The 16751-nt window shown below is 48.2% G+C and carries 11 protein-coding genes; 9 read left to right on the top strand and 2 right to left on the bottom strand.

From position 1 onward, the window contains the following. Nucleotides 1-312 precede the first annotated feature (312 nt). The 9 genes from Q9291_RS08165 to Q9291_RS08205 all read left to right on the top strand — a co-directional run bounded on the left by Q9291_RS08165 (nt 313) and on the right by Q9291_RS08205 (nt 15118). On the top strand, nt 313-645 hold the full coding sequence (locus tag Q9291_RS08165) for a hypothetical protein (protein WP_306389548.1): 333 nt from the start codon (nt 313-315) through the stop codon (nt 643-645). Between the two features lie 239 nt (nt 646-884). Then, complete coding sequence (locus Q9291_RS08170) at nt 885-1967, top strand: efflux RND transporter periplasmic adaptor subunit (RefSeq protein ID WP_306389549.1); 1083 nt, start codon at nt 885-887, stop codon at nt 1965-1967. Nucleotides 1968-1986: 19 nt separating this feature from the next. After that, nucleotides 1987-5172, top strand: coding sequence for an efflux RND transporter permease subunit (locus Q9291_RS08175; RefSeq protein WP_306389550.1), 3186 nt, complete (start codon nt 1987-1989; stop codon nt 5170-5172). Further along, entirely contained in the window at nt 5162-6628 is a 1467-nt protein-coding gene (locus Q9291_RS08180; protein ID WP_306389551.1) for a TolC family protein, read from the top strand. Before Q9291_RS08175 ends, Q9291_RS08180 begins: the two co-directional genes overlap by 11 nt. A 152-nt stretch (nt 6629-6780) precedes the next feature. Further along, nucleotides 6781-8403 (top strand): type I restriction-modification system subunit M, encoded by a 1623-nt coding sequence (locus Q9291_RS08185; RefSeq protein ID WP_370530753.1) that lies wholly within the window; start codon nt 6781-6783, stop codon nt 8401-8403. Further along, entirely contained in the window at nt 8400-9593 is a 1194-nt protein-coding gene (locus Q9291_RS08190) for a restriction endonuclease subunit S (protein ID WP_306389552.1), read from the top strand. The genes Q9291_RS08185 and Q9291_RS08190 overlap by 4 nt, the downstream gene beginning before the upstream one ends. 82 nt (nt 9594-9675) lie before the next feature. Then, the gene (locus tag Q9291_RS08195; protein ID WP_306389553.1) at nt 9676-10950 is read left to right on the top strand and encodes an AAA family ATPase; all 1275 of its coding nucleotides are present in this window, start codon (nt 9676-9678) and stop codon (nt 10948-10950) included. After that, complete coding sequence (locus tag Q9291_RS08200; protein WP_306389554.1) at nt 10951-11640, top strand: RloB family protein; 690 nt, start codon at nt 10951-10953, stop codon at nt 11638-11640. 262 nt (nt 11641-11902) lie between these two features. Beyond that, entirely contained in the window at nt 11903-15118 is a 3216-nt protein-coding gene (locus tag Q9291_RS08205; RefSeq protein ID WP_306389555.1) for a type I restriction endonuclease subunit R, read from the top strand. 4 nt (nt 15119-15122) lie between these two features. Here the strand turns inward: Q9291_RS08205 and Q9291_RS08210 are convergent, their stop codons facing one another. Both Q9291_RS08210 and Q9291_RS08215 read right to left on the bottom strand, forming a co-directional pair. Continuing rightward, nucleotides 15123-15494 (bottom strand): DUF4186 domain-containing protein, encoded by a 372-nt coding sequence (locus Q9291_RS08210; RefSeq protein ID WP_306389556.1) that lies wholly within the window; start codon nt 15492-15494, stop codon nt 15123-15125. Between the two features lie 7 nt (nt 15495-15501). After that, on the bottom strand, nt 15502-16734 hold the full coding sequence (locus tag Q9291_RS08215) for an MFS transporter (RefSeq protein ID WP_306389557.1): 1233 nt from the start codon (nt 16732-16734) through the stop codon (nt 15502-15504). Nucleotides 16735-16751: the final 17 nt, after the last annotated feature.

A 16751-nucleotide genomic window follows, 5' to 3' on the forward strand; every position in this document is an offset into this window, starting at 1 on the left:
TAAAATGCGACAGTCCTTGCCCACCTTGCAGAGCACACTTGTCCAAGGCTATACAAAACCCTGCTCACATTTAAAAACGCCCCACGAAACTGACAGCGAGCTTACAAACCGCCATTTTTGACGAACTACGCACAGTTGCGTATTGTCATTCTCAAGGCAAACAGGTTTAATGTAAGTATTGTAAATAGCCTTTACGATCATCGATTTAAAAATGTGTCGCTTTGTATCACTGACGGCTACAGGCAAACCCTAACAAAAGAGAATGGCCATTCACCCCTACAGAAACTGCTGATGATTTCCGTTAACTGACTTATGCATAAACATTTCAATACAGCCGCGTTGCAACTCAGACTGTGCGTCGTCACTGTGCTGCTGGCTGTGCTTGGCTTTGCATTGGTCGCCGAATTCTCGGATAGCGCCAGTATGAGCGACGACACGGTGCGCGTCCGTGTAGCCGAAATTGTCGAATACTCAGGAGATGGCGAGCCTCCGCTGTCGATTGCTCCATTGATCGCCCCACCCGCCAGAATGCTGATTGCTTGCGTGATGCCTTTTGCATTACTGATGCTGTCACGCCGTCACCTGACGCCACGTCCGGTGACTATACGCCACCTGCACTCCCGGGCACCGCCTACCCAGCCATAGGCGTCATGCGGCTGTGCACCTGCACATATCGGTGATCAACAGCCTCTCTCCTGCTTTAACTTCTGTGCATTTACTTGAGCTTTCTGGCTGAAGTTGGTCCACAGATCTGCGCCCCACAGGCAAAGCATTTTTCAGGAGAAAAACAGGCGGATGATCATGCAGGCAAGTACCATCACCCCGCCGCCTGCCCCTGTTTTTTGCAAGCAAATTTCTCATTTTTTTAAGATAAGAACATACATATGATTAAACAACACTTAATCGTTTTAGGCTTGCTGGGCACCCTGCTTAGCGCTTGTCACCACGAAGAGGCGCATGAAGAAGCAGTGCCCAAGCTGGAGGTCACCAATCCATGGCGCAAAGACACCATGATTACCAAGGAATATGTCTGCCAGATTCATGCGATTCAGCACATTGAGCTGCGCGCACTGGAACGTGGCTATTTGCAGGATGTATTTGCCGGTGAAGGACAGATCATCAAACAGGGCCAGCCCATGTTCAAAATCATGCCTAACGTGTATCAGGTCGATTTGCTCAAGGCGCAGGCCGAAGCCAAAACCGTGCAAATCGAATATGAAAACACCAGGGCGCTGGCCGAGAAAAATATTGTCTCGCCAAATGAACTGGCCTTAGGCAAAGCCAAGCTGGATAAAGCCAATGCCGAGGTGCAACTGGCCCAGACCCACCTGAACTTTACCAATATCAATGCGCCGTTTACCGGCATTATGGACCACCTGCTGGTACGAAAAGGCAGCCTGCTCGACGAGGGCGATTTGCTGACTACCCTGTCTGACAACAGCCGCATGTGGGTGTATTTCAATGTGCCAGAAGCAGAGTATCTGGACTTTAAGCTGCACCAGAAACAGGAAAAAGGCGTGCCCGTCAAACTGCGCCTGGCCAATGGTGCCCTGTTTGATCAGGCCGGGGCCATTGAAACCATCGAAGGTGATTTTGACAATAAAACCGGCAACATCGAATTCCGGGCCGACTTCCCCAACCCGAACCGTCTACTGCGCCATGGCGAAACCGGCACCATCCTGATGGAAGTCCCATTCAAGAATGCCCAGCTGATTCCGCAAAAAGCCACCTTTGAAGTGCTGGATAAAACGTTTGTGTATGTGGTGAACAAAGACCACAAGGTTGAGCAGCGCATGATTGAAATTGCGGCTGAGCTGCCACATTTGTTTATCGTCAAATCCGGGCTGAAAGACACCGACACCGTGTTGCTGGAAGGCTTGCGCCGGGTGAAAAACGGACAAAAAATCGACCTGGATTTCAAAGCACCTGAAAAAGTCATTCCAGAGCTGGAACTGTACGCAGAATAATACCTAAGGTGAAAAAACCATGTTAAACATATTTCTCAGACGACCCGTGATGGCGATCGTGTTATCGCTGGTCATGATTTTTATGGGGTTTTTATCGATTAAAACCCTGCCCATTTCGCAGTTTCCTGAAATTGCCCCGCCGCGCGTCATTGTGACGCTGGCCTTCCCCGGTTCCAGTGCCGATGTGCTGGTACAGTCCTCGCTGATTTCCATTGAGCGGGCGATCAACGGTGTGCCGGGCATGAAATATATTGTGTCTGACGCCACCAGCGCCGGTGAAGCCACCATCCAGGTGATTTTTGACCTGGGCGTGGACCCGAACGCGGCCATGGTGCTGGTGAAAACCAGGCTGGACCAGGTGATGAGCAAACTCCCGCCGCTGGTGCAACTGGAGGGGGTGATCGTCAATACCGTACAGCCCAGCATGCTGATGTATGTGAACCTGTACAGCAAAGATAAACAGGCCGACGAGAAATTCCTGTTCAACTATGTGAACGTCAGCGTCATTCCTGAAATTCAGCGCGTACACGGTATTGCGCAGGCGCAAAACCTCGGTAGCCGCCAGTTTGCCATGCGCATCTGGTTGAACCCTGAGCGCATGCGTGCCTACAAGGTCTCCACCAAAGAAGTGATGGACGCCATCAGCAGCCAGAGTGTGATTGGCCGCCCGGGCCGCCTCGGCCAGAGTTCGGGGATTTACGCCCAGTCCAAAGAGTATGTGCTGGTGTACAAGGGCCGCTACAACAAGCCTGAAGAGTATGGCAACATCATTATCCGTGCCGATTCCAATGGCGAAATTCTTCACCTGCGAGACATTGCCAAGGTGGAGCTGGGCAGTGAGTTTTTTGACATTTACTCCAACAAGGATGGCTACCCGTCTGCCGCGATTGTGCTGAAGCAAAACTATGGCACCAACGCCAGCGAAGTGATTGCTGACGTGAAAACCAAAATGGAAGAGCTGAAGCAGAGCTTTCCGGCGGGCATGGATTACGAAATTAACTATGACGTGTCCAAGTTTCTTGATGCCTCGATTGAAAAAGTGATCCACACCCTGGGCGAAGCCTTTGTGCTGGTGGCGCTGGTGGTGTTTATCTTCCTCGGTGACTGGCGGTCGACGCTGATCCCGACGCTGGCGGTGCCTATTTCGCTGATTGGTGCGTTTTTCGTGATGAAAGCCTTTGGGCTCAGCATCAACCTGGTCACCCTGTTCGCGCTGGTGCTCGCCATTGGCGTGGTGGTGGATGATGCGATTGTGGTGGTGGAAGCGGTGCATGCCAAAATGGCGTCCGACCACGTCGGCCCCTACATTGCGGTACAACGCGTACTGGGTGAAATCGGCGGCGCCATTGTCGCGATCACCTTGCTGATGACCTCGGTATTTATTCCGATCACCTTTATGCCAGGCCCGGTCGGTGTGTTCTACCGCCAGTTTGCGATCACCATGGCTTCGTCGATTGTGCTGTCCGGTATCGTCGCGCTGACTTTAACGCCCGTGCTGTGCGCTATGATCCTCAAAGACACGCATGGCCAGCCCAAACGCAAAACGCCTATCTCGGTGTTTCTGGATGGCTTTAACTGGGTGTTTGAAAAGGTCACTGGCCGCTATACCAACTTTTTGGAAAAAGTGGTTACCCTGCGCTCGGTGACGTTTTTAGTGCTGGCGCTGTTTTCAGCCGGGATTTTCTATGTCGACAAGATCCTGCCTGCAGGCTTTATCCCCGGTGAAGACCAAGGCATGATTTACGCCATTATTCAAACACCACCGGGCTCTACGCTGGAAACCACCAATAAAGTGGCGCGTCACCTGCAAACGCTGGCCAAGCAAGTCGAAGGCGTCGAGTCTGTGTCATCGCTGGCCGGTTATGAGGTGTTGACCGAAGGGCGTGGTTCTAACGCGGGTACGTGTATTATCAACCTCAAAGACTGGTCCGAGCGCAAGCAGTCGGTGAAACAGATCATTGAAGAACTGGAAGAAAAAACCAAGAACTTCGGTGCCGTGGTGGAGTATTTCCAACCGCCTGCGGTACCGGGTTATGGCGCGGCTTCCGGTTTATCCCTGCGTTTACTGGATAAAACCACCAGTGCCGATTACTACGTGTTTGACAAGATCAACAAAGAGTTTATGGCCGCTCTGGGCAAGCGCAAGGAGCTGACCGGTTTGTTCACTTTTTATGCTGCCAACTACCCGCAATATGAGCTGGTGATTGATAACCAGCTGGCAATGCAGAAAAAAGTATCGATCTCCGAAGCCATGGATAACCTGGACATCCTGATCGGCAGTACTTACGAGCAAGGGTTTATCCGTTTTAACAACTTCTTCAAGGTGTATACCCAGGCCGGGCCGGAATTCCGGCGCTATCCGAGTGACGTGCTGAACTACTTTGTGAAAAACGAAGACGGTGAAATGGTGCCTTACTCCGCCTTTATGACCATGAAGAAACGTCAGGGGCCCAACGAAATCACCCGTTACAACCTGTACAACTCAGCAGCGATTCGCGCTGAACCGGCAGAGGGCTATACCACGGCAGCGGCCATTAATGCAGTGAAAGAAGTGGCGCGTACCACCCTGCCCAAAGGCTATGACATTGCCTGGGAAGGCCTGTCGTTTGACGAGGAAAAACGCGGCAATGAAGCGCTGATGATCTTTCTGGTAGTGCTGGTGTTTGTGTACATGGTGCTGGCTGCCCAGTATGAAAGCTTTATCTTGCCGTTTGCGGTGATTCTCTCGCTGCCTGCCGGGATCTTTGGCTCGCTGCTCCTGCTCAAGATACTGGGGCTGGCCAATGACATTTACGCACAGGTCGGCCTGATCATGCTGATTGGCCTGCTGGGTAAAAACGCCGTGTTGATTGTCGAGTTTGCCGTACAGAAGCATGGCCAAGGTATGTCTATCCGCGACGCGGCGATTGAAGGGGCAAAAACGCGTTTCCGCCCGATTTTGATGACCTCGTTCGCCTTTATTGCCGGCTTGATTCCGTTGGTAATCGCTACCGGCGCCGGTGCGGTGGGCAACCGTACCATCGGCACCTCGGCCATGGGTGGCATGCTGTTCGGCACCCTTTTCGGCGTGGTGATCATCCCAGGGCTGTACTATATCTTTGGCACACTGGCTGACGGAAAATCACTGATCCGCAAGGAAGAGACCGAGCCGCTGACCGAAACCTATCACTACAATACCCATCAGGATGATGACGATGAAGAGTAAACAACTGCAATGGATGGTCGCAGGCGCAGTCTCACTGATGCTGCAGTCTTGTGCCATCCCGCTGATAACCAGCAAGCAGGCAGAAACAACACTGCCCGCCACTTACCAGGAAACCGTACAACCGGCCGCCAACAGCGCCAGCGTCAACTGGAAAGATTTTTTTGATGACCCGCACCTGGTCGCTCTGATGGATGTCGCGGTCGCCAACAACAAGGAAATCAACATCATGGCGCAACGCATCAGCGTCGCCCAGAATGAAATCCAGGCCCGCAAAGGGGAATACCTGCCCTTTGTAGGCATAGGTGCCAGTGCCGATAAGGAAAAAGTCGGCAAGTACACCCGTAACGGCGCCGTCGAAGAAAACCTGGATATCAAAGATGGCCGTTCCAACCCACGCTTTCTGGGCAATTACCAGTTTGGACTGGTCGCCTCCTGGGAGCTGGACGTCTGGAAGAAACTGCGTAATGCCACCAAGGTGGCCGTCATGGAATACATGGCCACCATAGAAGGTAAAAACTTTCTGGTCACCAATCTGGTGGCCGAGGTGGCGCATGCCTACTACGAGCTGATTGCACTGGATAACGAACTGCAAACACTGGACCAAAACATCGCCATCCAGCAAAACGCGTTATCGGTGGTCAAAGAGTTACAGCAATATGCGCGCGCCAACTCGCTGGCCGTGAAGCGGTTTGACGCCGAGGTGAAAAAGAACCAGAGCCGTCAATACGTGCTGAAACAACAGATTGTTGAAACCGAAAACCGGATCAACTACCTGCTGGGCCGTACACCACAAACCATTGCACGCAACTCGGACAACTTCATGTCCATGCAGCCCAAAATCGTGCAAACCGGCATTCCGTCAGAGCTGCTGGCCAACCGTCCTGACATTCGTCAGGCCGAGCTTGAGCTGTCTGCGGCCAAACTGAATATCGATGTGGCCAAAGCCAATTTTTACCCATCGTTTGCTATCCGTGGCGGCCTGGGCTTTCAGGCATTCGATCCAAAATACCTGCTCAATATTCCAGCCTCGGTGATGGCCTCGTTCGGTGGCGAACTGGTCGCCCCGCTGATCAACCGGAATGCAATTGAAGCGCAATACAAGAGCGCCAACGCGATGCAAATCGAGGCGGCATTTGATTATGAAAAAACCATTATCAACGCCTATATGGAAGTGGCTAACCAGATTTCCAATATCGACAACCTGGATAAAAGCTACCAGTTAAAAAACAACCAGGTAGAGCAACTGACGCAATCGATTGACGTGGCCAACCAGTTGTTCAAGGCCGCGCGTGCTGACTACATGGAAGTGTTGCTGACACAACGCGATGCGCTGGATGCCAAAATGGAACTGATCGAAACCAAACAGCAGCAAATTTCAGCGGTGGTTAACCTTTACCGCTCGCTGGGCGGTGGCTGGAAAGAAGATTCAACACCGGTGACGGATCAGAAAAAATAAGTCCATTATGTAAATCTCTGAACGCAATTAAGCATTCCTCACCTGGGAGAAGTCACTCGACTTCTCCCGTTTTTTAACCCCTTCGACGCTGCTACAAAAACAATAAGCAAAGACAATCCCAGCAATTAATACTATGATTTGCCCTTTAGATATTGCGTAAAACACAAGCTGGAGAGCATCCGTTGGCCACACAAAAACAACAACAATCAGAACCCCTCGAAAAACAACTGTGGAAAGCTGCCGATAAACTGCGCAAAAACATTGATGCAGCCGAATACAAGCACATTGTGCTGGGCCTGATTTTTCTCAAATATATTTCTGATTCTTTCGAGCAGCACTTTGCCAAGCTTCAACATGGTCAAGGCGAGTATGCAGGCGCAGACCCAGAAGACAAAGATGAATACGCTGCTGAAAATGTATTCTTTGTGCCGCAAAATGCACGCTGGTCATATTTGCAAGCTAACGCCCGCCAACCAGAAATCGGCAAAATGGTCGATGCCGCAATGGATGCGATTGAAGCGGAGAACGCCTCGCTTAAAGGCGTGTTACCAAAGGTTTTTGCCCGCGACAACCTAGACCCCGCCAGCCTTGGTGAGTTAATTGATTTAGTCGGCAACATTGCGCTTGGCGATGCTAAATCACGCAGTGCCGATGTATTAGGCCATGTGTTTGAATACTTTTTAGGTGAGTTTGCACTGGCTGAGGGCAAACAAGGTGGTCAGTTTTATACGCCCCGCAGTGTGGTGGAGTTATTGGTGGAAATGCTAGAACCCTATAACGGACGCGTGTTTGACCCATGCTGTGGTTCTGGTGGTATGTTTGTGCAATCTGAAAAGTTTATTGCCGACCACCAAGGCAAGGTCAATGATATTTCCATTTACGGGCAAGAGAGCAACCAAACCACATGGCGCTTGGCTAAAATGAACTTGGCAATTCGTGGCATTGAAGCCTCTCAGGTGAAATGGAACAATGAAGGCAGCTTTTTAAACGATGCGCATAAAGATTTAAAAGCCGATTATATTATTGCCAACCCACCCTTTAACGTCAGTGATTGGTCTGGTGAGTTACTGCGTAATGATGGGCGTTGGCAGTTTGGTGTGCCACCCGCTGGCAATGCCAACTTTGCTTGGTTGCAACATTTTATTTACCACCTTAACCCCACAGGCCAAGCAGGCGTTGTATTAGCCAAAGGCGCACTCACCAGCAAAACCAGTGGTGAAGGCGATATGCGTAAAGCCTTAATAGAACAAGGCAACGTAATTGATTGCATTGTTAACCTACCTGCAAAACTCTTCCTAAATACACAAATCCCCGCAGCGCTTTGGTTTATGAGCCGTAATCGAGGCTCTAATAATCCAAACACTGGCAAATTTAGAAACCGTAGCAACGAAATACTGTTTATTGATGCACGCAACCTTGGGCATTTAATTAATCGCCGTACCAAAGAGTTAAGTCATGAAGATATAAAACAAATTACAGATACTTACCACAACTGGCGCAACCCACCAGACACCGTCATTCCCGCGAAAGCGGGAATCCATTTACCGCCCTATGAGGACATCCCCGGCTTCTGCGCCTCCGTCAGCTTAGAGCGCGTAAAAGAGCTAGATTACGTACTCACCCCAGGCCGCTATGTAGGCTTGCCAGATGATGAAGATGACTTTAATTTTGCAGAACGCTTTAATGCGCTAAAAGCAGAATTTGAAGCGCAGTTGGTAGAAGAAGAAAAACTCAATAAAGCGATTGCTGAGAATTTGGCGAGGGTGAAGCTGTGAGTGAGTGGCAAGAAATTAAACTTGGTGAACTGGTCGATATTGGCTCAAGCAAGCGAGTATTTTATGAAGACTATGTAAATGCAGGCATTCCATTTTATCGTTCTAAAGAGGTTATAGAGAAACATAACGGCAATGATATATCTACAGACTTGTTCATTACTAAAGAAAAATTCGAGCAAATAAAGGCAAAATATGGCGCACCAATAGCGGGTGATCTATTACTTACCTCTGTTGGTACTTTAGGTATTCCATACATCGTTGAAGATGGTGAAGAGTTTTATTTCAAAGATGGAAATTTAACTTGGTTCAAAAACTACAAAAGCAATCTGCATAACAAATTTTTGTATTACTGGATTATTTCACCTATCGGAAAAAATGCGCTTGATATGATGTCTATTGGCTCTACCCAAGCAGCATTAACAATTCAAGGGCTCAAAAATTTAGATTTTCATGCTCCACCTGTTGAAGAACAAAAAGCCATCGCCTCAGTCCTCAGCAGTTTGGATGACAAAATCGACCTGCTCCACCGCCAAAACAACACCCTAGAACGCATGGCCGAAACGCTGTTTAGACAGTGGTTTGTAGAAGAAGCACAGGAGGATTGGGAGGAAGGCACACTTGATGATTTAATTAGTGTGAAAGGCGGTACAACGCCAAGTACGAAAGAGCCAAGTTTCTGGAATGGCAATATCAATTGGACATCACCAAGAGACTTATCGAATCAACAATCAGTGTTCATGTTTGACACTGAGCGCAAAATTACCGAAAAAGGTTTAGCCAAAATTGGCTCAGGGCTTTTACCAGTAGGCACACTATTAATGTCATCAAGAGCACCTATTGGCTACCTTGCCATAAGCGATATTCCAGTGGCTATTAATCAAGGCTATATTGCTATTGTGTGCGACAAACTTGTTTCAAATTACTTTATGTACTTGTGGTGCAAAGTAAACATGGAACAAATTAAAAATGCTGGCAATGGCTCAACATTTGAAGAAATCTCTAAATCTAACTTTAGAGAGTTATCGACACTGAAACCTTCAAAAGAAGCTATTACAAAGTTTGATGAAACAGTTGCGCAAATCTTTGCGAAAATAAAAACAAACCAACAACAAATCCAAACCCTAGAAAAACTCCGCGATAACTTGCTCCCCAAGCTGATGAGCGGTGAAGTACGCGTTAATTTGAGCTAATACCATCTAATATATTAAAAATAAGTTGATATTTTGAATATTTTATGCATAATTACATTTTATTTTTAAATTTTAAGCCATTATGATCCTTGAATTTCGCGTAAGTAACTTCAGGTCTATTCGAGATGAGGTGCTCATCAGCTTTGTGGCTTCTAAAGATAAAAAGCTAGCAGAGCAAAACTTGTTGGTTACGGGGTTAACGGGTATTTCTCACGCCTTAAAATCTTTAGCCATTTACGGGGCAAACGCAAGTGGTAAATCTACCCTGTTATCTGCCTTGGCGTATATGCGCTCTGTGGTTGCCGAATCTGCCACTATGTTGCAACTTGGTCAAACGTTTAATATTCAGCCGTTCAAGCTTGATGCGGCGTTTGTTAACAAGCCTTCATTTTTTGAAATTACTTTTTTGTTTAACGGTATTAGGCACCAGTACGGTTTTGAAATCACCCCTGAGCGCATTGTGGATGAATGGTTGCTTGTTTACAAAACATCAAAACCGCAGCAATGGTTTAGGCGCGTTTTTGATGAAAAGTTGGGCGCGTACGAATACGAGTTTAGTAGCCATTTAAGTGGGCCACGCAAGGTGTGGCAAGAGTCTACAAGAGCAAACGCATTGTTTTTATCAACTGCCGCGCAACTTAATAGTGAGCTGTTAGGCCCTTTGTTCCGCTGGCTAGCAGGGCAAATTATTTATTTTAATGCTGGGTTTAGCCCTGCGCCTGACTATACCACTTCACTTTTGCAAACTGACCAAGGTCGACAATCAGTGCGAGATTTTTTGGCTTCAGCGGATATTAGTATTGAGGAGATTACAAGTGTTGCTCAAAAGGGCGTCACTCAGAACATTGTGTTTGGGCCAGAAGGTACAAAGGTATCTATGGATGAAAATGAAATAATAATGCCAAAGTTTATTCATAAAACCGCGAGTGGGTCGGCCACTTTTGAGTTGCATGAAGAGTCTGGCGGAACGCAAAGGCTGTACATGCTTGCTGCGCCTATTTTTGATGTGCTAAATCAAGGTAGGATTTTGATAGTGGATGAGCTGGATAGCAGCTTGCATCCGATTTTAGTCAGAAGTTTGATCAAGCTTTTTCATCATAAAGAGACCAACCCTAAAAATGCGCAATTGTTATTTACAACGCATGACACGTCTTTATTAGATAAATCTTTACTTAGAAAAGACCAGATTTGGTTTATTGAAAAAAATAAAGATCAAGCTTCCACTTTGACTTCACTGGCGGATTTTAGCCCCCGCGAGACTGAAGCATGGGAAAAGGGCTACTTAATAGGCCGCTATGGGGCGATTCCATTTATTGATGGTGACTTGTCTTTCACACAGTCTAATGAGTCGACTTAAATGGGCAAAGATAGCCAACCAAAACATCGTCAGGCCTCACAATTGGCGCGTAAAAAGGGTCAGCGTGCCTCTTATGACAGAGTTTTGATCGTTACTGAGGGTGCAAAAACAGAGCCAAACTATTTTAATGAAATTAGGGTTGCTAATAAGCTGCACACTGCCAATGTTCAGGTGGAGCCAAGTGTGTTTGGTACAGAGCCTATTCAAATTGTTGAGTACGCTGAAAGTTTGTTTTTACATGGCGATGAATCAAAAGGTATTCAGTCGAGAGCTTTTGAAGAGGTGTATGTAGTGTTTGACAGAGACGACCATCTCACTTATCACAACGCGCTTGCGAAAACAGATGCGCTTAATTTTAAATATCTAAATGACAATAAACAAAAGGTAGCTTTCAAATCAATTGCTTCTGTACCTTGCTTTGAGCTTTGGTTATTACTGCATTTTGAGGAGGTTTATGCCCCAATGCATCGTAATGAGGTTTATGAGCGTCTCAAAATTTACCTTCCAAATTATCAAAAGGGAAATGCAGGTCATTATGCTTCAACACTGATGCATATTGAACTGGCTAATACGCGTGCATTGGCGTTAGCAGGAGTAAATGATAAATATGACGGTATACAGTCATATACATCAGTACAAGAGCTAGTGGAAAAACTCAAGGGACTAAATGAACCATTAAAATTAACTTAATTGTTCAAATTGCCTGAAATGATGAAGACATTTCCATTTTGGAAACAACTGCCGAGAATTGCTCGTTAGTTGAGCCCTTTAGTTTGACTGATAGAATCTAGAAAAAATAGATACTTTTTCTAGATATTGTAGGTATTAAAAAAATTGTAAAATTGAAAAAAATCAAACAAGTAGAAGCTATATCTTGTTTGCAAGGGGTGCTGGGATTAATCCAGAAAAACATAAAAGATATTGAGCGAAAATCACCAGCTAGCAATCCAAAATGACAAAAATCACAGAATCAGACATAGAGTTATTAGCTATTGAGCGCCTACAAGTGCTGGGCTATGGTTATGTGTACGCGCCAGACATTGCACCAGATGCAGCACAAGCAGAACGCGCTAGCTTTAACGATGTGTTATTGCTTGGTCGTTTGCGCAAAGCTGTTGCGCGCATCAACCCCACACTCCCCGCCGCCGCTCTAGATGAAGCCATCAAAACCATCCAACGCATAAGCTCACCAGAGTTGTTAGCTAATAACGAAGCGTTTCATCGATTGCTGACTGAGGGCGTGAATGTAAGCTACCAAAAAGATGGCAACACGCGTGGTGACTTGGTTTGGCTAGTGGATTTTGCAAACCCAGATAATAATGAGTTTGTAGTGGTGAACCAGTTCACTATTATTGAAAATGACCAAAACAAACGCCCCGATTTGATTTTATTTGTAAATGGCTTGCCACTGGTGGTGATAGAGCTTAAAAATGCGGCGGACGAAAACACCACCATTACCTCAGCTTTTAAACAGTTGGAAACTTATAAAAAGACAATCCCAAGTTTATTTACCTATAACGGTTTTGTGGTGGTGAGTGATGGTTTAGAGGCAAAAGCAGGCAGTATCTCTGCGGGCTTAAGCCGCTTTATGGCTTGGAAAAGTGCGGACGGCAAAACAGATGCGTCACATCTTGTTAGCCAGCTAGAAACGCTAATAAATGGCATGTTCAATAAAGCCACGCTACTTGATTTAATCCGCCACTTTATCGTTTTTGAAAAGTCTTCCAAAGAAGACCCCCTCACCAAACAAATTAGCATTAGCACGATTAAAAAGCTGGCTGCGTATCACCAATATTACGCTGTGAATGCGGCGGTGATTTCTACACTACGCGCAACGGCAGAGGCTACAGGGGTTGCGCAAACACCAGCGAGTTATGGTTTGAGTGACGTGCGTAGCCAGCCTAAGGGTGACCGCAAAGCGGGCGTAGTGTGGCATACGCAAGGCAGTGGTAAATCACTGAGCATGGTATTTTATACAGGCAAAATTGTATTGGCCTTGAATAACCCGACCGTGGTGGTGATTACAGACCGTAATGACTTAGATGATCAATTGTTTGATACTTTCGCAGCCTCTAGTCAATTATTACGCCAAGAGCCTAAACAAGTGGAAGATAGACAGCAACTGAAAGAGTTGCTCAAAGTGGCTTCTGGTGGCGTGATTTTTACCACCATACAGAAGTTTCAGCCCGAAGAAGGCAATGTGTATGAAACATTATCTGAACGCCGCAATATTGTGGTGATTGCAGATGAGGCGCACCGCACCCAATATGGGTTTAAAGCCAAGACGGTAGAAGAGAAAAACGCAGCAGGTGAGGTGATAGGCCAAAAGATTGTGTATGGTTTTGCCAAATATATGCGTGATGCTTTACCCAATGCAACTTACCTAGGCTTTACTGGTACGCCAATTGAAAGCACTGATGTCAACACCCCTGCGGTGTTTGGCAACTACGTAGACATTTACGATATTGCCCAAGCGGTGGAAGATGGCGCGACAGTGCGTATATTCTACGAAAGCCGTTTAGCCAAAGTGCAACTCTCAGACGAAGGCCGCAAATTGGTGGCAGAGCTGGATGAAGAGTTGCAAGAAGATGAGCTGACCGAAACACAAAAAGCCAAAGCACGCTGGACGCAAATTGAGGCTTTGATAGGTAGCAAGCAACGCATCCAAAACATCGCTAAAGATATTGTGACGCACTTTGAGCAACGCCAAGAAGTGTTTGCGGGCAAAGGCATGATAGTGAGCATGTCGCGCCGTATTGCGGCTGAGTTGTATGAGGCGATTATTACACTGAAACCAGAATGGCATTCTGATGACCTCAATAAAGGGGCTATCAAAGTGGTGATGACCGCTTCATCGAGCGATGGCCCACAACTCGCTAAACACCATACCTCTAAACAGCAACGTCGCAACCTGGCTGAGCGCATGAAAGACCCGCAAGACGAATTGAAACTGGTGATTGTGCGCGATATGTGGCTGACAGGCTTTGATGCGCCTAGTATGCACACGCTTTATATCGACAAGCCAATGAAAGGCCATAACCTGATGCAGGCGATTGCACGGGTGAACCGTGTGTATGGCGATAAACCTGCTGGGTTGGTGGTGGATTACTTAGGCATTGCGGCTGATCTGAAACAGGCGCTCTCGTTTTATTCTGATGCGGGTGGTAAGGGTGACCCTGCCATTGCACAGGAGCAAGCGCTCGCTTTTATGCACGAAAAGCTGGAAGTGGTGCAGCAGTTGTATCATGGTTTTGATTACAAGCACTACTTCTCGGCAGACACCTCGAAAAAGCTATCCCTTATTCTTGCTGCCGAGGAACATATCCTTGGTCTGGATGATGGCAAAAAACGGTATGTGGCAGAAGTCACCGCATTGTCACAAGCGTTTGCAATTGCGATTCCACATGATGAAGCGATGGACGTAAAAGATGAAGTAGCTTTCTTTCAAGCAGTGAAGGCTAGACTGGCAAAGTTTGACAGCACAGGCGAAGGACGCACAGATGAGTCGATTGAAACCACCATACGTCAAGTCATCGACCAGGCGCTGGTGAGTGAGCAAGTGATTGATGTATTTGATGCAGCAGGCATCAAAAAACCAGATATCTCCATTTTGAGCGATGAATTTTTGATGGAGCTCAAAAACCACGAACACAAAAATATCGCGCTGGAAGTGCTGAAAAAACTGCTCAATGATGAGATCAAAATCCGCGAAAAAACTAACCTGATTCAAAGCCGCAGCCTGATGGAAATGCTGCAAAACTCGATCAAACGCTACCAAAACAAAATTATCACGGCGGCGGAGTTGATGGATGCGCTGATCGGTGTGAGTAAGGAAATTGTGCACGGCGACAGTGAGGCCGAGCGATTAAAACTCAACACTTTGGAATTTGCGTTTTATACCGCAGTGGCAAATAACAACAGTGCAAAAGAACTAATGCAACAAGACAAACTGCGAGAGCTTGCGGTCGTGCTTTTACAAAGAGTACGTGAAAATGCCAGTATAGACTGGACGATTAAAGAGAGCGTCAAAGCAAAATTAAAAGTGATTGTGAAGCGCACACTGAGGCAATTTGGCTATCCGCCCGATATGGAAGTGCTGGCAACCGAGACCGTGCTGAAACAGGCCGCACTCATCGCCAATGAGATAAGCCTTCTGAAGGGCCGCTGACTCACTAGCCGAGTGGATTTCCGTGATCCAGCTTTTGCTGTAACCACCGCTCCAGCACGACCACCACATAAGCCTGCTCTTCCAGCGTCATGGCCCGCCCGGCCGGAATCTGGTGCCATTTGCTGAGGCAGCCGCGGCAGCAGGTGGCGGTGGCATGTTGCGCGACAAATACCGGGTGTCCGCGCATGGGCGTTTGCTGGCCTTCATTGGCAATCACTGCCGCAGCCAGTCGCTGCGCAACAAAGTCTTCGGCATGGTCAAGGATGGTGGGCAGGCCTTTTTGTTGCAGGTAATGCAGGTCTTTAGCATTGAGGTGGAAGCTGGTGCGGAACCGGGAACGCTGCAAGGCCTGAAACAAGGAATCCAGTGCGCGCATGGTGTGTTTAATGTAGCTGAGAAATATGCAGCTCACGTAATTCGGGGGCTTTAATCGCCGTTACCCCCACCACAGCCAGCGTCATGCAACCGCCAAATACCACCGAGGGCACCAGCCCCATCAGCCTCGCGGTGAGGCCGGACTCAAAAGCGCCCAACTCATTGGAAGAGCCAATAAAAATACCGTTAATGGCTGAAACGCGGCCGCGCATATTGTCCGGCGTGGCCAGTTGCAGAATAGTTTGCCGCAACACCACCGAGACACCATCCAGCATGCCGGAAATGGCCAGAATCACAATCGCCAGCCAGAACGTATGGCACAGGCCAAATGCAATCATGCACAGACCAAACCCGGCCACGGCCAGCAGCAGCCAGCGCCCGCTGTGTTGATGCAATGGGTGTTTTGCCAGCCAGACGCCGGTGACGATAGCGCCTACCGCGGGCGCTGCGCGCAGGATGCCCAGGCCTTCCGGCCCCATCTGGTAAATGTCGTGGACAAACGCGGGCAGCATGGCGACTGTGCCGCCAAACAGCACGGCAAACATATCGAGCAATTGCGCACCCAGCACCACTTGTGTGCGTTTCACAAAGCGCAAACCTTCGGCAATACTGGCAAATACTTTCAATGGCGCATGGCTGCGCTGCTGAGTAACGCGCACACTCATGGCCGCTATTGCGGCGCCCAGTGCCAGTGCTGCAGACAGGCCGTAGGCGACGGATTTGTCGGCAAAACCGATCAGCAAACCGCCAATGGCAGGACCGACAATCAGGCCAATCTGAAACATCGAACTGCCGATGCCCGAGGCCTTGGCGATAGACGCGCGCGGGATAATGAGGGCAAACAGGGTGTTGTAACTGGGGGCAATAAAGGCACGGGCAAAGCCGGTCAGGGCGACGGTGCCGTAAATCCACCAGTCAGTGTGCGCGGGCTGGGTGAGCGCAATCCACACCAGCAACAAAGCATTGAATGCCAGAAACACGGCGGACAAACAGGCAAAACCTCGCCTGGAAAAATAATGGTCTACGGCGTGTCCGGCAAACAAGGCACTGCCCATGTATGGGATCACCTCAGCCAGTCCGATCAGCCCCAATGCCCAAGGGTCATGGGTGATCTCGTAGATATGCCAGCCGATGGCGACCATTGTCATCTGGTAGGACAACACCATCTGGATGCGGAACGCGAGCAGCTTGGGAAAAGCGTAGCCCTGATGGGCCAGTATTTGGCGGATAGACAAAGACATCCTCACATTATACGCGA

Origin of the sequence: Methylophilus aquaticus (assembly GCF_030769565.1) — a bacterium.
Taxonomy (GTDB): domain Bacteria; phylum Pseudomonadota; class Gammaproteobacteria; order Burkholderiales; family Methylophilaceae; genus Methylophilus; species Methylophilus aquaticus.